Source organism: Streptomyces sp. NBC_00019 (assembly GCF_045041015.1).
In the GTDB taxonomy this organism is placed as follows: domain Bacteria; phylum Actinomycetota; class Actinomycetes; order Streptomycetales; family Streptomycetaceae; genus Streptomyces.
In genome coordinates this window covers 8,867,491-8,887,657 of the sequence record NZ_CP108302.1, presented here as the reverse complement: position 1 = coordinate 8,887,657, position 20,167 = coordinate 8,867,491, and the positions used below count along the sequence as shown (strand labels likewise).

Genomic DNA, 20,167 nt, shown 5'->3' with positions numbered 1-20,167 from the left:
GCCGGGGTACTGACCGGTAGGGATCAGTGCCGTTCGCCCTTCCCGGTCACCAACTGCTCCAGCCGGTCGAACCGTTCGTGCAGGGCCTGAACCGTCTCGTGGCCCAGTCGGTGGCGGCGTTTCTGCTCCCGGCCGACGAACCAGGTGGCCAGGGCCGCGGTGACCATGCCGTACGTGGTGATGCCGACGACCATCACCACCGAGCCGACGACCCGGCCCCACGGCGTCACCGGGAAGAAGTCCCCGTATCCGACGGTCGTCGCCGTCTCGATCGACCACCACAGCGCCTTCGGGTACGACGTCAGATTGGCGCCCCGCGCCCCGTCCTCGGCGGCCACCACCGCCCACGAACCCAGCAGCATCACCACCACGAGAACGGCCGTGGCACCGCCCGCCGCCTTCAGATGGAGCGAGCGCCCCTCCCGGGCCAGCATCAACTCGACGGCCCTGGTCAGGAATCCGGGCAGCATGGCGACTCCTTCGGGTGCGGGCGCATGGAGTCAGTGTCGGTGGCGGTGCGCGGGCGGGCATGCCGGGCGGCTCGTTCGAGTTGCCGTGCGCCGCACGCCGTCATCTGCTGGGGTCGACGCCCCCCACTCGACGGAGGAGCCATGCCACCGGAGCCCCGATCGGTGCCGGAGACCTTCGCGTTCGCCTGCGGCGACTGCGGCCACACCTGGGAGGCCACCTTCCAGGTCATGTTCTTCACCGACCCGCTGGACGCCTCGGGCCTGACCACACAGGAGTACGTCGACGAGGCGGGCAAGGCCATCAGGTCGCCCCTCGCCGACGCGGTCTGCCCCCAGTGCGGCAGCCGCAAGGTGCACGTCCTGGAGGCCGGACGCGCCGGACGCGCCCGGCGTGCGGAGCACGAACCCCGTACCCGCCACGAGCACCATTTCCATCTCCCCCACCGCTCACCCGATCGGTCCGAGTGAGCTGGTGAACCGCGCGGGCCGGTGATGCGCTGAGGGCACACCCACGCCCCCAGGAGGCATCCGCGATGACCCGTCGTCCGTCCCGACCCGCCCGTGTCCTCGCCCCGGCCCTGGCAGCGACCGTGCTGCTGACCTGCGCGGCCTGCTCGGACGACGACAAGGACTCCAGCGCCTCGGCCATCGGCGCCTCCCCACTGGCCGCCGACTCCCCGACCGCCTCCGCCGCGGCCCGTCTCACCGAGGCCGGGGCCCGCCAGGCCCTCATCACCGAGACCGACCTCGAGGACGACTGGACGCAGGCCGAGGACGCCGCGACCTGGCGCGACAGCCTGCTCGTCGGCAAGGTCGACGTGGCCGACTTCCTCACCGCCAAGGCGGACGCCGCCGACTGCCAGAAGCTCCTCGACGGCCTCTACAGCGACACGTTGCTCGGCGAGCCGTCCGGCGCCTCCGCGCTCACCGGCTTCAAGGAGGAGGACTCCCGGCTGCTCTACCAGGTGGGCGCCTACGGGCAGGCGGGCCTCGACGCCTCCCTGGCCTGGCTGAAGTCCCTGCCGGCCAAGTGCGACCAGTTCACCGCGGTCGACTCCGCGGGCGACAAACGCACGGTCCAGGTCACCGAGGCCTCGCTGCCCGAGGAGGGTGATGCACGGGAGGGGCTGCGGGTGACGGTCCAGGGCGCGTCCGACGGCACCCCGGCCACCCTCACCCTGGACGTCGCCGCCGTACGCGTCGGCACGGACGCGATCACGGTGACGGCCGGTGGCCTGGACGGCGACGAGGACGACTCGGTCGAGGACGCGGTGCGGGCGGGCACGAAGCGCCTCGACGACGTACTGAGCTAGGACAACCCCTCTGCCCCGCCGCCCACTTGAGCCGATTCCGGGACAGCTTGATCATCCGGCGGCACAATGGCGACGACGGCCTGCGGCGCCGCGGTCGTCGGGGCGAGGAGAGGACGAGACGTGAGTGACACCCCGGACGTGCCGTCGAGGCTGAACACCGGTGTCGCGCACAACGCGCGCGTGTGGAACTACTGGATCGGCGGCAAGGACAACTACGAGGTCGACCAGCGGGTCGGCGAGCATGTCGCCGGGATGTTCCCGATCATCCGGGCCATCGCCCGCGCCGACCGCGACTTCCTCGGCCGGGCCGTGCGCCACCTGGCCGCCGAGCGCGGGGTTCGCCAGTTCCTGGACATCGGCACCGGCCTGCCGACGGTGGACAACACCCACGAGATCGCCCAGCGCATCGCCCCGGACGCGCGGATCGTCTACGTCGACAACGACCCCATCGTCCTCGCCCACGCCCGCACCCTGCTCACCAGCACCGGCGAGGGCGTCACCGCCTACATCGACGCCGACGTCCACGAGCCGGAGGCGATCCTCGAACGCGCCGCGCACACCCTGGACTTCACCAAGCCCGTCGCGGTGATGATGCTGGGCATCCTCAACTTCGTGCTCGACCACGACAAGGCGCGGGACATCGTCCGCCGGGTGCTGGCCGAGGTCCCCTCCGGCAGCTACCTGGTGCTCACCCACCCCACCTTCGACGACGCCCTCGGCGGCGCGGGCCAGATCCCGGCCATGAAGTTCTGGAACGAGAACGCCACCCCGCCGATCACCGCTCGCAGCGGCACCGACATCGCCGCGTTCTTCGACGGACTGGACCTCCTCGAGCCGGGTCTGGTGTCGTGCTCGCAGTGGCGCGCCGAGCCCGACTCCCCGGGCGCGGTACCGCAGTTCGGCGCGGTGGCCGTGAAACCCTGACGCGGAGGCCCAGCCCGTCGTGGAGGACGTATGACCCCCCTTGCCGACCCCGCCGACCCCGTACCCGGCGGACGTCCCGGTGACGTCGACCGTGCCACCGCCCTGAGCGACGAACTGGCCGACAGAGGCGTGCACGGCGTCGTGCTGTCCTACGTCGACACCGCGGGCGTCGGCCGGGTCAAGACGATCCCGACGGCCAAGCTGGCCTCGGCCGCGGCCTGGGGCGTCGGCATGTCGCCGGTCTTCGACACCTTCCTGGCGAACGACTCCATCGTCACCACCGACGTCCTCGGCTCCCCGGACGGCGACCTGCGCCTCTACCCCGACCTCGACCGACTCGTGGTCCTGGCCGGGCAACCGGGCTGGGCCTGGGCCCCGGTCGACCGCGTCACCCAGGAGGGCGAGCGGCACCCGGGCTGCACCCGCACCTTCCTGCGCCGGCTCGTCGCGGACGCGGAGCAGCGGCACGGCATCACCTTCAAGGCGGCCGTCGAGATCGAGTGGGCGATCGGCCAAGGCCCGTCGGCCGACGGGGACTTCGTCCCGGCCCTGTCGGGTCCGGCCTACGGCGCGATCCGCCAGGTCGAGGTCAGCGACTGCACCGCCGACCTGCTGGCCGCGTTCGCTGCACAGGGCGTCGACGTCGACCAGCTCCATCCCGAGTACGCGGCCGGGCAGTTCGAGGTCTCGGTGGGTGCCCTGGACCCGGTGGCGGCGGCCGACCGGAGCGTGCTGGTGCGGCAGACGATCCGCGCGGTCGCCGCGCGCCACGGGTTCGTGGTCTCGTTCGCCCCGGCGGTCTTCGCCCAGGGCGTGGGCAACGGCGGCCATCTCCACCTCTCCGCGTGGCGGGACGGCACGAACCTGCACACCGGCGGCGAGGGCCGGTACGGCATGACGGCGGACGCGGAGTCCTTCGCGGCCGGGGTGCTGACCCACCTCCCGGCCCTCACGGCTGTCACCTCCCCCAGCCCGGCCAGCTATCTGCGCCTCAAACCCTCCCAGTGGGCAGGGGTGTTCACCGCCTGGGGCCGCGAGACCCGCGAAGCGGCAGTACGCGTCGTCACGGGCACCCTCGGCCTGCGCGACCAGGCGGCCAATCTGGAGGTCAAGCCGGTCGACCTGGCCGCCAACCCGTATCTGGCGCTGGGGAGTGTGATCGCCGCGGGCCTGGACGGCCTGACGTCATCGACACCACTCCCGGAGGAGATCACCGGCGACCCCGCTCGGCTCGGCGCCGAGCAGGCAAAGGCGCGTGACGTGCGCCGACTGCCGGCCTCGCTGGCCGAGGCGGTCGTGGAGTTCCGCGGGGACGAGGTGCTGCGCGGCGCCATGGGCCTGGTTCTCGCCGACGCCGTGATCGCCGTACGGGAAGGCGAGATCGCGGCCGTGGCCGGGCTGGACGACGAGCAGGTCGCGGCGGCGTACCGCTGGAAGTACTGACATGGGCGCGGTCCACGAGGCGCTCGCCGCCCTGAGCCTGGTCGACCACCACTGCCACGGTGTCGTGACCGCCGACCTGGACCGGCCCGGCTTCGAGTCGCTGCTGACCGAGGGCGACCGCTGGCCGGGCGGCTCGCCCTTCGACACCCCGGTGGGCGTGGCCGTACGCCGCCACTGCGCACCGCTGCTGGACCTGGACCGGCACGCCCCGCCGCGGGAGTACCTGGCGCGGCGGACGGAACTGGGCTGGCAGGAGGTGAACCGTCGCTTCCTGGCCGCCGCGGGTACCGGCACGTACTGCGTGGACACCGGATTCGGTCCGACCGAGCTCGCCGCGGACGACGTGTACGAGGTCGTCCGGCTGGAGAGCGTCGAGGAGGCGATGACGGCCGAGGGCGTGGAGCCCGACGCATACGCGCAGGCCTTCTGCTCGGCCGCGCGGAAGGCGGTGGGGCGGCCGGGCGTGGTGGCGGTGAAGTCCGTGGCGGCGTACCGGACGGGCTTCGACCTGGATCCGGCACGTCCGTCGGCGGCGGAGGTCGAGCGGGCGGCGCGGCACCGGCTCGCGGCGGGCGGCCGGCTGGAGGACCCGGTCCTCGTACGGAACCTGCTCTGGACGGCGGTCGACCTGGGCCTCCCGCTCCAGCTGCACACGGGGTTCGGCGACAACGACATCCGGCTGCACCGGGTGGACCCCACGCACCTCACGGACTGGCTGCATCTGAGCGCCGGTACGATCCCGGTACTGCTGTTGCACTGCTGGCCGTACCAGCGCCAGGCCGGCTATCTGGCGGCGGTCTTCGAGCAGGTGTACCTCGACGTGGGCCTGACCTTGCACCACGTCGGCCCGGCACGGGCGCGGGCGGTACTGGAGGAGGCGCTGGAGATCACACCGTTCCGCAAACTGCTGTACAGCTCCGACGCGTACGGTCTGTCCGAGTTCTACGCGCTCGGCGCGCTGTCCTTCCGCAAGGGCCTGGGCGAGCTGCTCCAGGACCGGGTGGACGACGACGAGCTGAGCCTGTCCGACGCGCTGCGGCTCGCAGAGTGGGCGGGAGCACACAATGCCCATCAGGTCTACCGCCTTTCCGGCCCCTCCTGAAAGTATGATCAAGCAATGTCTGACATGACCGAAACCACGCCCGGCTGGCTAACTACGGACGACCTCGAGCAGGCGCGCGCCCGTATGCCGATCCTGTACGTCGAGGCCGTGCCCGTGCGCGTCGACGACAGCGGCGAAGTCACCAGCGTCGGCCTGCTGCTGCGCATCGGCTCCGGCGGGACGGTCAGCCGGACGCTGGTCTCCGGCCGTGTTCTGCACCACGAGCGCGTCCGCGACGCCCTCATGCGGAACCTGGAGAAGGACCTCGGCCCGGTGGCGCTGCCCCGCATCCCGGCGGCCCCGCAGCCCTTCACCGTGGCCGAGTACTTCCCGACGCAGGGCATCACGCCGTACCACGACCCCCGTCAGCACGCGGTGTCGCTGGCCTACGTCGTCCCGGTGACCGGCGACTGCCGCCCTCGCCAGGACGCCCTCGACCTGGTCTGGTTCAGCCCCCAGGACGCCGTGTCGGAGGCGGTGCAGAGCGAGATGCCCGGCGGGCACGGGGTGCTGCTGAAGCAGGCGCTGGCACACCTGGGCTGCGCGGTCTGACCGACCGGCCCTATTCGGTGTTGCGCTGGGTCGTGCCCGGCTCGCCCGTGTCCCGCCGCCACTCGACGACCAGTTCGTCCTTGGTGCCGAACCGGACGAGATGCCGTCCCACCACGTCCTCCAGGACGGCGAGGTGCTCGGCGTCCGTCTCCACCGCGAGCAGCAGGGCACCCTCGGCCGCGGTGAGCGTGCCGGTGCCGTTCTGGAACACGATGCCGCCCTCCCCCGAGTCCTCGTCCCAGCTCGTCTCGCTGCGGCGGCTCAGGTGGGAGGCGAGTTGTTTGGCGTAGCGGTGGGGGCGGTCGGTGGCGACTCGGGCTTCCGATCGGGGCATGGTGGTACTCCAGCTGTGGTGGCGGATGCCGACGGGTCGATAGTGCCGGATGCGAGCCGCACCCGGCCGTCCGGCGCCGCAAGCCATGGATTCCGGGGCCGTCGGGTGCCCGTGGGGCATGAGGACGTCCGCAATGCGTCAAGAGCGTATATTTACGTTGTATACGTCCCCTGGAGGCGGGTCATGGCCGAGGACCCCGGCGAGGCTCCGGCGCGCCGCGCGAGTGACCGCGGCCGCTACGGCCGCCTCAGCCGCGAGCGGGTCCTCGCGGGCGCCCTGGAACTCGTCGACCGCGACGGTCTCTCCGCGCTGAGCATGCGCCGCCTGGGCGCCGAGCTCGGGGTCGAGGCGATGGCGCTGTACCGGTACGCGGCGAGCAAGGACGCCCTGCTGGACGGGCTGGTCGAGGCGCTGCACGTGGAACTGGAGGAGCGGCTGGCCGCTCAGGCCCCCGCGGCCACCTGGCGTGCCGAGCTCGGCCGGATCGCGGCGGCGACCTACGACGTGTGCCTGGCCCACCCCCAGGTGGTGCCGCTGCTGTCCACCCGCCTGCCGGCGGTCCCACTGGCCCGGCGGCCGCTCGCGACGCTGCGGCACCACGAGCGGGTGATCGGCCTGCTCCGGGAGGCCGGGCTCGACGTGGACCGGTCCGCCTCCGTGTTCCGCGCCTTCACCGGATGGGTCCTCGGATACGTGTCCGTCGAGCTCCAGGCCATGGTGGACAACCCCGAGGAAGCGGACCCCGGGTTCCGGCTGGGCCTGCACCACATGCCGCCGCAGGAACTGCCCCGGTTGCGCGAGGTGGCGCCCGCGCTCGCGGAGCGCGGGGGGCCGCAGGGGCTGGCGGCCGGACTGGACGCCCTGCTCGAGCGCTTCACCCGATCGAACTGAGACCTCACGGATCCCTGAGGAGTACAACCATTCGGCGAGCGCTGACGTCTCACTCCCGGGAACTCGCGTTCCCCGTCGTTCGACCGTCCGCCACCGTCGATTCACGCAAAGGGACCCGCATGTTCCAGGCCGTTCCCGGCTCTCGTACGCTCCGACAGACCACCGGTGCGCTCGGCGCCGTCGCGCTGCTGGCACTGGGCGCCACGCCCGCCGTCGCCGACGACTCGACGCCCGAACTGGTGCTGGGAGAGATCGCGCCCGTGACGGGGCTGAAGCCGGGCAGCGCCTTCGACATACCGGTCTCCTTCACGAACACGGGCACCGAGGCGCTCGGCAAGGTCTGGCTGTCGTACTCCCTCACCCAGGGTCTGAGCCACACCGAGCTGCCCTCCAACTGTGCGCGCTACGAGGTCGGTTCCTTCGACGAGGCGCCCAGCTACTCGTACGCGGTCTGCGAGTTCGACCAGACCGTGGAGCCCGGGATCGTCTACGCGCCCGAGAAGTCACAGGAGTTCAAGGCCCTCGGCAAGGCGTACACCGATGAACTCCGCGCCGTCGTGGCCGCGGACGACCCCGCGCCCACGGAGGGCGTCGACGAGGGACCGGTGCCCGGCACCGGGCCCGCCGTGAAACTCGTCGAGCAGCCCGACGCCACCCCGGCCGCACCGGGCTCCGGCGAGCACGAGGGCTGGGACGCCGCCGACGTGCCGGTGAACGCGGTCAACACGGCCGACTTCCAGGTGAGCGGTGCGGAGTTGAAGGGCAAGGTCGGCGAAACCCTGGCCTTCGAGGTGAAGTTCGCCAACGCCGGACCCGCGTGGGTGCGCAGGGAGTCCGGCACCGGGGCGACCAAGGTCGTCGTCAAGATGCCCGCCGGGACGACCGTGACCAAGGCCCACGGATTCTGCGACAAGATCGCGGCCCGTACCTACGAGTGCGGCACCAGCCAGGCCTGGGTCGACCCCGGTGACGGCGAGACCTACACCTTCAAGGTGCGGATCGACAAGGAGGTGTCCGGAGCCAAGGGCTCGGTGAAGCTGGCCGGTGAGCCCAGGCCGTTCGACGAGAACACGGCGAACGACACCGCCGCCATCCTCCTCGACGTCGCCGGCAGCGGCGGATCGACGGGCGGGGGCGGCACCGCGAACGGGGGCGGGTCCACGGGCGGCGGGGGCTCCACGGCCACTCCGAGCGGTGACTCCACCGACGGCGGCGGCTCCACGTCGTCCACCGGCGGTTCCACCACAGGCGGCTCCTCCACCCTCGACGGCGACCTGGCGAGCACCGGCTCCTCCTCGACGCTGCCCCTCGCGGGTGCGGCGGCCGCGGCCGTCGCCGTCGGAACCGGTGCCGTGCTGGTGGTGCGACGCCGAAAGGCCCGCCAGTAGCGGTCCTCAGCCGCCCCTCTTGATCTGCCGCAGGATCGTCTCGTCGCTGATCTTCGTGTCGGCGGCGAGAAGCTGCGCCTTGCTCAGGATCAGCGACAGCCGGTCGTCCTCGAACGGCAGGAACACCTTGCCCTCGGTCCTGCGGCGCGCCGGGACGATGCACAGATAGGAGTCGTCCGGCTCCATCAGGATGTTCGCCGAGCCGAGGTGGATCCGGTACGTACGCAGGTCGCCGCGCACGCTCAGCCAGCGGCCGGCGATCGAGCACCGTTCGGCGATCCTCAGGCGCGGCAGGATCCGTTCCAGTACCTCGCGGCGGACCTCGGCGCTCGCCGTCAGGTCGCCGAAGCCGGCTCTCCGCCAATAGGCGGCGTGACGGCTCTCGCCCCGGTCGCTCCACTCGGGGTCCGCCGCGATCGAGGTGACGCCCACGAACAGATCGACGTCGCGCATCGCCTCGCTGAACACCAGCGGCTCCACGTCGGCCAGCGGAGTCTCGCGCCAGCGCCGGCCGTCCCGTCGTTCGAAGCGCACCTGGTCGGTGGCGGCGCGCTCGACGTCGTAGCCCCCGTCGTCCGCGGGTTCGTGGTGGAAGCAGACCCGCCACCGGCCGTCGGCGAACTCGGCCCGGGCCTCCCCGTCCCGACCGCCGTCGTAGTGGCCCAGGAAGTCGGTCCGCCAGCCGCGCTCCTTGAACAGCGCGTAGAGCTGCCGGTAGTGGACGATGTGGGCGGCGAACCGGTTGGAGTAGACGCCGGTCTCCTCCTCGGCCGGGGTGAGCCGATAGAGCTCCCGGAAGGCCTGCTTGAACGGCTGCCGCAGCCGCTCGCCGACGATCCGCTCCCGCCACGCCCCGATCTCGTCCACCGATGCCCGGATGGGGTGCCACAGCCGCACCCGCTCAGGCCTGCCGTCCGGCCGAGCGGCCGGTGCCACGGCGTGCCACTCCCCGTCAGCGCCCTGGAACTCCCAGATCAGGCCACGCACGAGCACACCGGTGACCGGGTGGTCGCGGTAGTGGCGGCACCATTCGTCGTACGGCCATTCCCGCGCCGCCGACATCAGCGCCTCGATCCGGCCCCGCTCCCCCGCCAGCGTGCCGCGCACCTCCCTGACCAGGGTCTTCAGCTCCTTGAGCTCCTCCGGGAACCCGTCCTTCAGCGCGGCTGGCGCCGTGCGGGACGTCCGCCCCTCGGGGGCGGTGAAGCCGATCCGTACGGTCCTCGCGTCCTCGATCTCCACCCGGACCCGGTGGCCGCCCATCTCGCGTTCCAGCGAGCCGTCCGCTGCCAGGCCGTGGTCGGGCACGCTGCGCTCGACGAGCTGCTCCGGAGTGATGCCCTGCCGCCCGGCTGCCGCCGTGAGTGCGGTGTCGAGCTGCTTGCGCAGGCCCCGGTGCCTGATCCGGGACCGGAGCCGCCACAGGGACTCCAGGGCGGCCGGGTCGTCGATCTCGGCCAGCGCGTTGATCGCGGCGCCGGCGAGCTTGAGGTCCTCGACCACTCCGGTCGGCCGGCTGGCGCCGGTGCGCAGCGCCAGGGCGTCGAGGTAGGGCACCGCGGCAGGGCCGGCGGTCAGGGCGGCGGCCCAGACCGTGCCGCGCGCGAGATCGCCGTCGTTCTGGTGGACGACGTAGTGGTAGTGGCTGTCGCCGTACTCCCAGGCGGTCTGCCGCCCGTGCTCCCTGCTGCACAGCGGCTCGCCCTCGGCCAGTGCCCGCAGCATGTCGGCGACAAGGTCCCGCCCCGATGCCGCTTCGACAGCCGTCAGACACGTCCGGCGCCAGCGCTGTGTGGGACGCGGCGCCGTCAGGCCGGCCAAGTGCCGTATGAGGCCGGACAGTTCGGCCCCGGGGGTGGCGGTCGCGCGGGCGCGGAGCGGAGCGGCCCAGGGCGCCTGCTCGGGAATGAGGCCGTCGGGGATCTCCGCGCCGTCCACAAGCGCCAGCAGGGCGCGGAGCCGACGAGCGAGGGAGGAGGCTCCCGATCCGACCTCCGTGTCCAGGAGCTCCGTGTGTGCCCACCGCAGCCACGGCGCGACCATACGGAGGCCCTCGTCGTCGAGCCCCTCTGCGGCGGTCAGGGCGGACCCGAGCGCGTTGGCGAACCAGAAGCCCATGTCGTACTCGGCGGAGCGCAGCAGCATCACCGCGACCTCGGCGGGCGTCCACCCGCGCACCCGCCCGACCAGGGAACCGATCTCGAAGTCGTACTCCCACAGTGTGTCGCCGAAGCTCGCCGCCAGCAGCAGGCTCAGGACCGCGGCCCGGCCCTCCTCGTCCCCGCAGGCGGCGAGGCCCGCGTCGATCTCGGCCTGTATCTCCGCGTACCGCGTATCGGGCTGCTCGGGCGTGTATGGACCGTGCAGACCCGCCCCGAACTCGGCTCGCTGCCGTTCCAGAAGATCGACGAGCCATCGCGCACGGGCGAGCGCGCCCGCCCGCACGTCGTCGAACGGGTCGTTCCTGCGGGCCTCGGCCACCAAGGTGTCGTAGAGCATGGCGGGATGATGGCAGGGGGCACTGACAACGCGATCAAGCGATGCAACGAGAAAGGGCCCTCACAGGCTCTCGCCTGTGAAGACCCTTCACACCGTCGGGACGACAGGATTTGAACCTGCGACCCCTTGACCCCCAGTCAAGTGCGCTACCAAGCTGCGCCACGTCCCGGTGTCCGTCTGACCTGGGCTTTCGCCCGGCCGAACGTGCAGGGAAACAATACCGCACTCAAGTCGGTGGTCGCGCACCCGTTTATTCGGGGCCGACGGTCCGGGGGCGGGCGTCGGCGCGCACGAGGTCACGTATGGCGGGGACCGAGAGCAGGGCGGCGCAGACGACGAGGCTGGTCGCACCGGCGACGAGGAGCACGTGGTCGGCGCCGAGGACCGCGGCGGAGGGGCCCGCGAGGGCCTGGCCGACGGGCATCAGGGCGAGGGAGCCCGCCACGTCGTAGGCGTGGATGCGGTTGAGGGCGTCGGCCGGGACCTGGGTCTGGACGCTGGTCGACCACATCACGCTCCAGAAGGCCATGCCCACCCCGGCGACCGCGGCGCCGGCCGCCATGGCCGGTACACCGAGGCCGGCACCGACGCTCGCCGGGAAGGCTCCGAAGCCGACCAGGGCGATCGCCCCGGCACGGAGCATCCGGCGGGGGCGCAGTCGCAGCGCGAGGAGTCCGCCGATCACCGTGCCGGCACCGAGGGCGGAGTTCACCAGGCCGTAGGCGCGGGGGCCGTGCTCCTGGACCACCTCCGTGGCGACCAGCGGGACGGTCGGGCCCGAGACGGCGATCATGTAGAGGCCCCAGATGGCGATCACGCCCCAGAGCCAGGTGCGGGATCTGAACTCCCGCCAGCCCTCGACCAGATCGGCCCCGAAGGTGCTGGTGGTGTGCGGGGGCCGGCCGTCGTCGGGGGCGCGCGGGGGCAGGCGGAGCAGGAGGAGGCACAGGGCGCTCACGGCGTAGGTGGTGGCGTGGGTCGCGAAGACGCCGCCGGGCGAGGCGAAGCCGACGAGCACACCGGCGAAGGCGGGACCGGCGAGCTGGGCGCAGGCCTCGGCGACGCGTATCGCGCCGTTCGCGCCCTGGACGTCGGTGGCGAGGCGGCGCACCGTGCTCGCGACGCCGGGCTGGAACAGGGCGCCGGCCACGCCGTTGGTGAATCCGATGGCGCAGATCTGCCAGAGCACCACATGCCCGGAGAAGAAGAGCGTGGCGGCCAGGGCCTGGGTGCCCACGCGGACCAGGTCGGCGCCGATCATCAGCCTGCGGGTGTCGAAGCGGTCCGCCATGACCCCGCCGAAGACGACGAAACCGGCGAAGGCGGCCGCCGTGGCGGCCATGGCGAGGCCGACCGCGCCCGCCCCGTACCCGTGCTGGAGCAGACCTGCGGCGAGGGCGACGGGCAGCATGGTGTCGCCGAGTCCGGCGACGGCCCGCGCGCCGAAGAACAGGGCGAAGTCCCGCGACCAGACAGTGGGACTCGCCGGCTTTCTCCCCTGGTCACCGGCGACGCGCTCGGCGTGCGACGACGTCCCGGTCACCTCTCACGCCCTCCCGGCAGGTCCGCCCCGGCTCTCACGGCTCCGGATCATGCCACGGGGGCCGACGGCGTCCGAGGGAATTTCAGTCCGCGGCCGGTCTGCCCAACTCGGGGTGGTCGTCGAGGAGTCGGGGCGGGGCGGCCTGGCGCCAGGAGTCGGCCAGGATGTCCCGCAGTTCGTCCTCGTCCTCCAGCGCGGCGAGCCGGGCCCGCACCCAGGCGAACTGTGCCTCGTGCTCGGCGATCCAGAACTTCTCCGGCTCGGCCAGCACCAGCTCGTTCCGCTCCTCCTTGGGGCAGCGCACCGCGAGGGACGTCTCCTCCTCGGGCAGCGTGGCGAACATCTTGCCCGCGACCCGGAACGTGGGCATGCTCCAGGCGATCTTCTCCGAGGTGTCCGGCAGGGACAGGGCGATACGGCGTACGTCTTCGGCATCCGGCATGGCAGGCACCGTAGCGGCTCGCACTGACAGTCACCTGGTGGGAGCGGCTGTTCCCAGTTGCTTGAAGTAGAGCGTGGTGGGCCGCAGCACCCCGGCCGGGTCGGCCGCGTAGTCCGGGATCACGCCGGCCCGAGTCCAGCCGGCCGTCGTGTAGAGGTGCTCCGCCGGGCTGTCGGTCTCGGTGTCCAGGTGGAGGAGGGTGACGCCGGCCGCGGCGGCGGCCTCCTCGGCGGTCGTCAGGAGTCTGCGGCCGAGGCCGTGGCCCCGGGCGTCCCGGTGCACCATCAGCTTCACCAGTTCGGCGCGGTGACGGCTGTTGGGTTTGTCGGGAAAGGCCAGGCTGACCGTGCCGACCACCTGCTCGCCGTCGTGGGCCGCCCAGATCGCGAGCGACCCGGCGGCCACACCGGCGGCCCGCTCCTTCCACCAGGCGGTGGCCTCGGCGTGGTCGAGGGGTCCGAGGAAGCCGATCGAGGCGCCCCCGTCCACGGTGTCGACCATCAGACCGGCCAACGCGTCCAGCCGGTCCAGGACCTCACTCTCGTCCAGGCGGGTCACGCTCACGGCAGTACCACCGCCAGGACGTAGCGCACCGCCTCGGACCCCGCGCACCGGAACCGCGTCGGCCCCCACACCCGCAGTCGCAGGCAGTCACCGGTGCCGAGGTGGTGCTCGACGTCCTGAGCGGTCACGTCGAGCGCCCCCTCCAGTACCCAGATGTGCTGTTCCAGGCCGGGGACGGGCGGCCGGTCGTAGGCGATGTCGGCACCCGCGGCGAGGCGCCCCTCTACGAGTTCGCCGCGCAGCCCGGTGTGCGGCGGGGACACGGACCGCCGCAGGAACCCGGAGGCCCTGTCCTCCCACACCGGCTGCTCGGCGGCCCGCACCAGCAGCGCGGGCTCGGCCTCGACCTCGCTGAGCAGCTGGGACATGGTCCGCCCGTACACCCCGCACAGCCGGTTCAGCAGCGAGGCGGTGGGGCTGATCTCCGCCCGCTCGGCCCGCGACAGGGTCGACCTGCTCACTCCGCTGCGTTCCGCCAACTCCCCCAGCGACCAGCCGCGTTCGGCCCGCAGCTCGGCGAGGCGGGCGCCGAGCCGCGCGTCGACGGGGTCGGGCCCGGTCGCGACGACGACATCCTGTTTCATATTCGGGATTCTATCCCGAATACGGGACGACGGTCTTCGTGACCCCTCTCACTCCCGCCCGCCGAACGCCGCCAGCGTCCGCTCCAGCGCCGGCATCGCCCGCACCACCCGCTGCGAGCGGATCAGCAGGTCCCACGCGGGCTCGAACTTCTTCCAGCCGCCCGAGTAGGCGAGGTGCCGCAGCCGCTCAGGACGGCCCGGCTGGGCCGCCGAGCCGCGCCAGATGTTGGACCAGCGATAGAAGTCGCGGTACGCGCGCCAGTAGCCGTCCTCCAGCTGACGTGGCGTCATCCCCTTGGGCCGGTAGACGACATGCCGGGTGTCGTACAGGTCCCAGTCGCGGTGGACGATCCGGTCCTCGGACTCCATCTGCTTCCACAGTCCCGTCGACGGATAGGGCGTCATGATGTGGAAGGTCGCGGTCTCGATGCCCTGCTCGACCGCCCATGCGACGGTGCGGTCGAAGACGTCCGGGCCGTCCTGGTCGAGCCCGAACACGAAACTGGCGTTGACCATCACTCCGGCGTCGTGCAGGCGCCGCACCGCGGCCGCGTAGTCGGCGCCGATGTTCTGGTTCTTGCGGCGCTCGGCGAGGTTGGCGTCGTTGACGGTCTCGAAGCCGACGAAGAGGCTGCGCAGACCCGCCTCCACGGCCTTCTCCAACAGGTCAGGCTTCAGTACGGAGTTGACCGTGCCCGCCGCCTGCCACAGCCGCCCCATGCCCTTCATGCCGTCGAACAGGGCTTCCGCGAAGCGCCGGTTGCCCAGCAGATGGTCGTCGAGGAAGTAGAGATGGCGGCCGGGCAGCCGGTCGATCTCGGCGAGGGCGTCGTCGACGGTCTGGGTGTAGAAGGACTTGCCGCCCTCGAAGAAAGCGTCCTTGTAGCAGAAGTCGCAGTGGTGGGGGCAACCGCGCGACACCACGATCGAGTTGGGGACGAGGTAGAGGTGACGCTTGATCAGGTCGCGTCGGATGGGCGGCAGTCCGGCCAGCGTGCGCTGAGCCGAGTCGTAGCGGCGGGCGGGGACTCCGTCGCGGAAGTCCTTCAGGAACAAGGGCCAGGTGTCCTCACCGGGGCCGGTGAAGATCGTGTCGGCGTGGGCCGCCGCCTCGTCGGGGAGCGAGGTGACATGCAGACCGCCCATGGCGACATGCACGCCCCGGGCCCGGAAGTGGTCGGCTATCTCGTAGCTGCGTCGGGCCGAGGTGATGTACGGCTGGACGACCAGGAGGTCGGGGGTGCCGAGTGCCTCGAGATCGATCCGCTCCACGTGTTCGTCGTGGAGGGTGACCTCGTCGTCGGGGTCCAGATAGCCGGCCAGGGTCGCCAGGCCCAGGGGCGGGAACAGCGAGTACTTGATGGGCCGGAACAGCGGGCTGGTCGCCTCGGTCAGGGCCGGGAGGATCATCGTCACACGCATGACAGCCCAGACTGCTTTCGGCCGGTGGCCGGTTCCCTACGGCTGGGACGCCTCTCCGAGCGCTTCGAGCACCGGGCGGATCAGCGGGTGCTCCTCCGCTCCACGCCGTACGGCCGCGAAGACCCGGCGGGTGGGCGCGACGCCGTCGACGGGCCGTACGACCACGCCGGTCAGATCCATGCCGATCAGCGCGGACCGCGGTACGAGCGCCACACCCGCGTCGGCCGAGGCCAGGGCGACGACGGCCCGGAAGTCGTCCGAGGAGTGCTCCAGGCGGGGCTGGAACCCGGCGCTCTCGCAGGCCAGGACCACCACGTCGTGACAGGGGTTGCCCGGGTAGGGGCCGATCCACGGGTCCTTGGCCAGCTCCGCCAGCGGCACCTCGCTCACGTCGGCCAGCCGATGGCGTACGGGGACGACCGCGTCGAAGGGCTCGGCGTACAGCGGGACATGGGACAGCCGGGGGTCGTCGGCGGGCGGCGCCCCGCGGTACTCCACCGCAACGGCGACGTCGACCTGGCGGTCCAGCACCATCGGCAGACTGGCGTCGCCCTCGGCGTCCTGGACGCGGATACGGATGCCGGGCGCGGTGTGGGCGAGACGGGCCACCGCGGGGGCGACGACCAGGGCGATCCCGGTCGCGAACGAGGCGACGGTGACCGTGCCGGCCTGCCCCGTGTCGTACGCGGCCAGCTCGGCCTCCGCCCGCTCCAGCTGGGCGAGGACGGCGTTGGCGTGCCTGAGCAGGATCTCGCCGGCCGGAGTGAGCCGTACGCCCTTCGCACCGCGCTCGACCAGGCGGCGCCCGGTCTCCTGCTCCAGCGCCGTGAGCTGCTGGGAGACCGCCGAGGGGGTGAGATACAGCGCGGCGGCAGCCGCCGTCACCGTGCGGTGGTCGGCCACCGCACGGAGGATGTGGAGCCGCCGCGCTTCGATCATGAGATCGATTGTCTCAAATGCACCCGTGTGCTCCGGCTCAGCCCTCCAGCTCCGCCCGCGCCGCGACGAAGGCGTCGACGGCCCGGTCGACGTCGTCCGTGGAGTGGGCGGCCGACAGCTGGACGCGGATACGCGCCTGGCCCTGGGGGACGACCGGGTACGAGAAGCCGATCACGTACACGCCGCGCTCCAGCAGCAGCTCCGCCAGGCGTCCCGCCTTGCCCGCGTCCCCGATCATGACGGGCGCGATGGCGTGGTCACCGGGCAGGATGTCGAAGCCTTCCTCGGTCATACGGCGGCGGAACAGCGCGGTGTTCTCGGCGAGCCGGACGCGCAGGTCGTCCGCCGCCTCCAGGAGGTCGAGCACCTTCAGCGAGGCGGCGGCGATCACCGGCGCGAGGGTGTTCGAGAAGAGGTACGGGCGGGAGCGCTGGCGCAGCAGGGCGACGATCTCCGCACGGGCCGCCACATAGCCGCCGGACGCCCCGCCGAGCGCCTTGCCCAGCGTGCCGGTGATGATGTCCACGCGGTCCATCACCCCGTGCAGCTCGGGAGTGCCGCGGCCGCCGGGACCGACGAAGCCGACGGCATGGGAGTCGTCGACCATGACCATGGCGTCGTAGCGGTCGGCGAGATCGCAGATCTCGCGCAGCGGCGCCACATAGCCGTCCATCGAGAACACGCCGTCGGTGACGATCAGCCGGCGGCGCGCGTCGGACGCGTCCTTCAACTGGGCTTCCAGGTCGGCCATGTCACGGTTGGCGTAGCGGAAACGGCGGGCCTTGGACAGGCGGATGCCGTCGATGATCGAGGCGTGGTTGAGGGCGTCGGAGATCACCGCGTCCTCGGGGCCCAGGAGCGTCTCGAAGACACCGCCGTTGGCGTCGAAGCAGGACGAGTAGAGGATCGTGTCCTCCTGGCCGAGGAACGCCGAGAGACGTGCCTCCAGCTCCTTGTGCACCTCCTGCGTCCCGCAGATGAAGCGCACCGACGCCATGCCGTAGCCCCAGCGGTCGAGGGCCTCGTGGGCGGCGGCGACCACCTCGGGGTGGTCGGCGAGACCGAGGTAGTTGTTGGCGCAGAAGTTGAGGACCTCGCCGGGGCGGCCGCCCGCGGTGACGGCGACGGTCCTGGACTGCGGGGTGCCGATGACGCGCTCGGGCTTGTGCAGACCGGCGGCGCGGATCTCGTCGAGGGTGGCGCGCAGGTCGTCGCGCACGGAGTCGAACATCTCAAAGCTCCTAGAAAAGCAGGTGACTTACGCAGTCCAGTCGAGGATGACCTTGCCGCCGCGGCCGCTCTCCGCGTCGGCGAACGCCGCCTCGAAGTCGCGGTAGCCGTACCGGCCGGTGATCACGGGGGCGAGGTCGAGACCGCCCTCCAGGAGCACCGACATCGCGTACCAGGTCTCGAACATCTCACGGCCGTAGATGCCCTTGATGGTGATCATCGAGGTGACGATCCGTGCCCAGTCGACCGGGAATTCCTGCGACGGCAGGCCGAGCATGGCGATCCGGCCGCCGTGCGTCATGTTGGCGATCATGTCACGCAGCGCCTCGGGCCGGCCGGACATCTCCAGGCCGATGTCGAAGCCCTCGCGCAGCCCCAACTCCCGCTGACCGTCGGCGATCCGACCCTGCGCCACATTGAGTGCCAGGCTCACGCCGATCTTGCGGGCCAGCTCCAGCCGTTCCTCGCTGACGTCGGTGACGACGACGTTGCGGGCACCCGCGTGCCGGGCGACCGCGGCGGCCATCAGCCCGATCGGACCGGCGCCCGTGATGATGACGTCCTCGCCGACCAGCGGGAAGGACAGCGCGGTGTGCACGGCGTTCCCGAACGGGTCGAAGATCGCGGCGACGTCGAGGTCGACGGGGACGCGGTGCACCCAGACGTTGGCGGCGGGCAGGGCGACGTACTCCGCGAACGCGCCGTCCCGTCCGACGCCGAGCCCGACCGTGGCCCGGCACAGATGACGGCGCCCGGCGAGACAGTTGCGGCACTTCCCGCACACCAGGTGGCCCTCGCCGCTGACCCGGTCGCCGACGGCGATGTCGGCGACGTCCCGCCCGGTCTCGACGACCTCACCGACGAACTCGTGCCCGAGCACCAGCGGTGTACGGATCGCCTGCTGCGCCCAGCCGTCCCAGGACCGGATGTGCAGATCGGTGCCGCAGATGCCGGTGCGCAGCACTTTGATCAGTACGTCGCCGGGTCCGACGGCGGGCTCCGGGACGTCCGCGAGCCACAGCCCGGGCTCCGCCTTCTCCTTGACCAGCGCCTTCAACGCTACGGCTCCTGTGGGTGCGATCCCCGTGCCCGGGCATACCGAAGAAGCCCGCGTCCGGGGAGAGGGGTGGGATCGCGTAGCAATCTGCCGTACGGCACCGCCCCGGGTCCATCGAGGTTTTCTTAACCCGCGCCGCAGCTCCGCTTCACGCCCTGCCACCGGTGAACCCTTCCGTGGGGAACACCGGACCCGGAATGCCCGTTGGAATCCCCGAGGACGCACTGGACCGACCGGGAGCCGCACATGAACACCGCACGTGATCTCGCTCTGCTCGCTCTGAACGCGGCGCCCGAGGCTCCGGTGGAGCAGGGCGATGTGTCGCTCGCGCTCGCGGGCTCCGAGCTGCTGGACCTCGTCGAGGCCGGTGCGCTCCAGGTGGACGATGACCGGATCGTGCCCGGTGCGCCGCACGTCTCGGGCGACCCGCTGCTGGACGAGGCCGCCGCCACGCTCATACGGGACGAGCCGTACGAGTCGGTCGGGGACTGGCTGTGGCGCCGGGGCGACGGGCTGTCCTCCGCGTACCACTCCGCCATGGAGCGGGAAGGTCTGGCGGCCCGGCCGAGTGGCCGGGTGATTCCGCCGCGGAGCGAACGGACTACGTTGGTCGACTCGCCCGAGCGGACTCGCGCCGAGACCCGCCTCGCGTCCGGCGACCCGGCCTTCACGGCCCTGGTGGCCGCTGCCGGAATCCGGGAGGAGCCGGCCGAGGCCCTCGAGGTCACCGACGACGTGGTCACGAGCGTGCTGGCCGCCGTCGGGGACGCGGTGATGGAGCTGGAGGCGGTGCGGCAGCGGCGGGCGATAGAGAACTCCGCGTTCGACAACATCTGGCGGGGTGGGGTCTGAGCCCACGGCTCGGCGAGGGCTTCAGAGCGGGAGGCCGTCCGCCTCCATCCGCTCCAGTCTCGCGACGAGTTCGGCCGCCGACGACTTGATGGTCTCCAGGCCGGGCCTCCCCCAGGGCCGCGGCTCCACGTCGACGACACACACCGTGCCGAGGACCATCCCGGTTCTGTCGATGAGGGGTGCGCCCAGATAGGAGCGGATGCCGAACTCGTCGACGACCGGGTTGCCGGCGAACCGCGGGTAGTCGCAGACGTCCTCCAGGACCAGGGCCTTGCGGCGGACGACCACATGCGGGCAGAAGCCGTGGTCGCGCTCCAGATGACGGCCGAGCTCCGGCTTGGTCTCCTCGGCGTGCACCACCACCGGCCGGGCGTCCGGGGTGTGCAGGCCGGCGAAGAACTGCCGCTTCTCGTCGATGAAGTTGACCATCGCGTACGGCGCCCCGGTCAGCTCGGCGAGCCGGTCCGCGAAGGCGTCGAGGGCCGGTTCCGGGCGCTCGCCCAGACCCAGCCCGTGCAGTCGGGCGGCCCGGGCGGGCGCCTCCTTGTCCTCGGGGGTGAGCAGCAGACGACCGGCGGGGCGCACCGGGTCGTAGCTCATGGGCGGCTTCCGTCGCTG

The 20,167-nt window shown here is 71.9% G+C and carries 21 protein-coding genes and 1 tRNA gene; 9 read left to right on the top strand and 13 right to left on the bottom strand.

From position 1 onward, the window contains the following. Window positions 1-23 precede the first annotated feature (23 nt). A complete protein-coding gene (locus OHU89_RS41110) occupies window positions 24-470 on the bottom strand; it encodes a potassium channel family protein (RefSeq protein WP_405650207.1) in 447 nt (148 codons plus the stop codon). A gap of 141 nt (window positions 471-611) precedes the next feature. Between OHU89_RS41110 and OHU89_RS41105 the strand changes: the two genes are divergently transcribed. The 6 genes from OHU89_RS41105 (at window position 612) to OHU89_RS41080 (ending at window position 5,804) form a co-directional block, all read left to right on the top strand. Further along, window positions 612-938 (top strand): hypothetical protein, encoded by a 327-nt coding sequence (locus tag OHU89_RS41105; RefSeq protein WP_405650206.1) that lies wholly within the window; start codon window positions 612-614, stop codon window positions 936-938. Between the two features lie 65 nt (window positions 939-1,003). Continuing rightward, window positions 1,004-1,783, top strand: a complete 780-nt coding sequence (locus OHU89_RS41100) for a hypothetical protein (RefSeq protein WP_405650205.1) — start codon at window positions 1,004-1,006, stop codon at window positions 1,781-1,783. A gap of 66 nt (window positions 1,784-1,849) precedes the next feature. Next, window positions 1,850-2,707 (top strand): SAM-dependent methyltransferase, encoded by an 858-nt coding sequence (locus tag OHU89_RS41095; protein ID WP_405650204.1) that lies wholly within the window; start codon window positions 1,850-1,852, stop codon window positions 2,705-2,707. Window positions 2,708-2,737: 30 nt separating this feature from the next. Beyond that, on the top strand, window positions 2,738-4,150 hold the full coding sequence (locus tag OHU89_RS41090) for a glutamine synthetase family protein (RefSeq protein ID WP_405650203.1): 1,413 nt from the start codon (window positions 2,738-2,740) through the stop codon (window positions 4,148-4,150). 1 nt (window position 4,151) lies between these two features. Then, window positions 4,152-5,252 carry an amidohydrolase family protein gene (locus OHU89_RS41085; protein ID WP_405650202.1) on the top strand — a complete coding sequence of 367 codons (1,101 nt, stop codon included), beginning with the start codon at window positions 4,152-4,154 and terminating at the stop codon, window positions 5,250-5,252. 15 nt (window positions 5,253-5,267) lie between these two features. Next, a complete protein-coding gene (locus OHU89_RS41080; protein ID WP_266820233.1) occupies window positions 5,268-5,804 on the top strand; it encodes an NUDIX hydrolase family protein in 537 nt (178 codons plus the stop codon). 10 nt (window positions 5,805-5,814) lie between these two features. On the opposite strand, the gene OHU89_RS41075 is transcribed toward OHU89_RS41080, so the two are convergent. Beyond that, window positions 5,815-6,138, bottom strand: a complete 324-nt coding sequence (locus OHU89_RS41075) for a DUF2218 domain-containing protein (protein WP_405650201.1) — start codon at window positions 6,136-6,138, stop codon at window positions 5,815-5,817. 183 nt (window positions 6,139-6,321) lie between these two features. Between OHU89_RS41075 and OHU89_RS41070 the strand changes: the two genes are divergently transcribed. Further along, a complete protein-coding gene (locus tag OHU89_RS41070; RefSeq protein ID WP_405650199.1) occupies window positions 6,322-7,029 on the top strand; it encodes a TetR/AcrR family transcriptional regulator in 708 nt (235 codons plus the stop codon). Between the two features lie 119 nt (window positions 7,030-7,148). After that, complete coding sequence (locus OHU89_RS41065; RefSeq protein ID WP_405650197.1) at window positions 7,149-8,417, top strand: LPXTG cell wall anchor domain-containing protein; 1,269 nt, start codon at window positions 7,149-7,151, stop codon at window positions 8,415-8,417. Between the two features lie 6 nt (window positions 8,418-8,423). Here OHU89_RS41065 and OHU89_RS41060 read toward each other — a convergent pair whose 3' ends face one another. The 10 genes from OHU89_RS41060 to tdh all read right to left on the bottom strand — a co-directional run bounded on the left by OHU89_RS41060 (window position 8,424) and on the right by tdh (window position 18,697). Continuing rightward, a complete protein-coding gene (locus OHU89_RS41060) occupies window positions 8,424-10,916 on the bottom strand; it encodes a DUF4132 domain-containing protein (protein WP_405650196.1) in 2,493 nt (830 codons plus the stop codon). A gap of 95 nt (window positions 10,917-11,011) precedes the next feature. Continuing rightward, window positions 11,012-11,085, bottom strand: a tRNA-Pro gene (locus OHU89_RS41055). An 81-nt stretch (window positions 11,086-11,166) separates the two neighbouring features. Continuing rightward, window positions 11,167-12,459: an MFS transporter gene (locus OHU89_RS41050; RefSeq protein ID WP_405650195.1), complete on the bottom strand. Its 1,293-nt coding sequence runs from the start codon at window positions 12,457-12,459 to the stop codon at window positions 11,167-11,169. A gap of 82 nt (window positions 12,460-12,541) precedes the next feature. Further along, window positions 12,542-12,901 carry an MmcQ/YjbR family DNA-binding protein gene (locus OHU89_RS41045; protein WP_361543131.1) on the bottom strand — a complete coding sequence of 120 codons (360 nt, stop codon included), beginning with the start codon at window positions 12,899-12,901 and terminating at the stop codon, window positions 12,542-12,544. 30 nt (window positions 12,902-12,931) lie between these two features. Further along, window positions 12,932-13,465, bottom strand: a complete 534-nt coding sequence (locus OHU89_RS41040; RefSeq protein WP_405650194.1) for a GNAT family N-acetyltransferase — start codon at window positions 13,463-13,465, stop codon at window positions 12,932-12,934. Beyond that, window positions 13,462-14,049 carry a helix-turn-helix domain-containing protein gene (locus tag OHU89_RS41035; protein WP_405650192.1) on the bottom strand — a complete coding sequence of 196 codons (588 nt, stop codon included), beginning with the start codon at window positions 14,047-14,049 and terminating at the stop codon, window positions 13,462-13,464. The genes OHU89_RS41040 and OHU89_RS41035 overlap by 4 nt, the downstream gene beginning before the upstream one ends. A gap of 48 nt (window positions 14,050-14,097) precedes the next feature. Beyond that, complete coding sequence (locus OHU89_RS41030) at window positions 14,098-15,471, bottom strand: B12-binding domain-containing radical SAM protein (protein WP_405650190.1); 1,374 nt, start codon at window positions 15,469-15,471, stop codon at window positions 14,098-14,100. Between the two features lie 36 nt (window positions 15,472-15,507). Then, on the bottom strand, window positions 15,508-16,410 hold the full coding sequence (locus OHU89_RS41025; protein ID WP_405650189.1) for a LysR family transcriptional regulator: 903 nt from the start codon (window positions 16,408-16,410) through the stop codon (window positions 15,508-15,510). Between the two features lie 37 nt (window positions 16,411-16,447). Further along, window positions 16,448-17,641, bottom strand: coding sequence for a glycine C-acetyltransferase (locus OHU89_RS41020; protein WP_405650188.1), 1,194 nt, complete (start codon window positions 17,639-17,641; stop codon window positions 16,448-16,450). Window positions 17,642-17,668: 27 nt separating this feature from the next. Next, the gene (tdh, locus tag OHU89_RS41015) at window positions 17,669-18,697 is read right to left on the bottom strand and encodes an L-threonine 3-dehydrogenase (protein WP_405650187.1); all 1,029 of its coding nucleotides are present in this window, start codon (window positions 18,695-18,697) and stop codon (window positions 17,669-17,671) included. Window positions 18,698-18,943: 246 nt separating this feature from the next. On the opposite strand from tdh, the gene OHU89_RS41010 reads away from it, so the two are divergent. Next, entirely contained in the window at window positions 18,944-19,549 is a 606-nt protein-coding gene (locus tag OHU89_RS41010; RefSeq protein ID WP_405650186.1) for a GPP34 family phosphoprotein, read from the top strand. Between the two features lie 21 nt (window positions 19,550-19,570). Here the strand turns inward: OHU89_RS41010 and OHU89_RS41005 are convergent, their stop codons facing one another. Next, on the bottom strand, window positions 19,571-20,149 hold the full coding sequence (locus tag OHU89_RS41005; protein ID WP_405650184.1) for a GAF domain-containing protein: 579 nt from the start codon (window positions 20,147-20,149) through the stop codon (window positions 19,571-19,573). Between the last annotated feature and the right edge of the window lie 18 nt (window positions 20,150-20,167).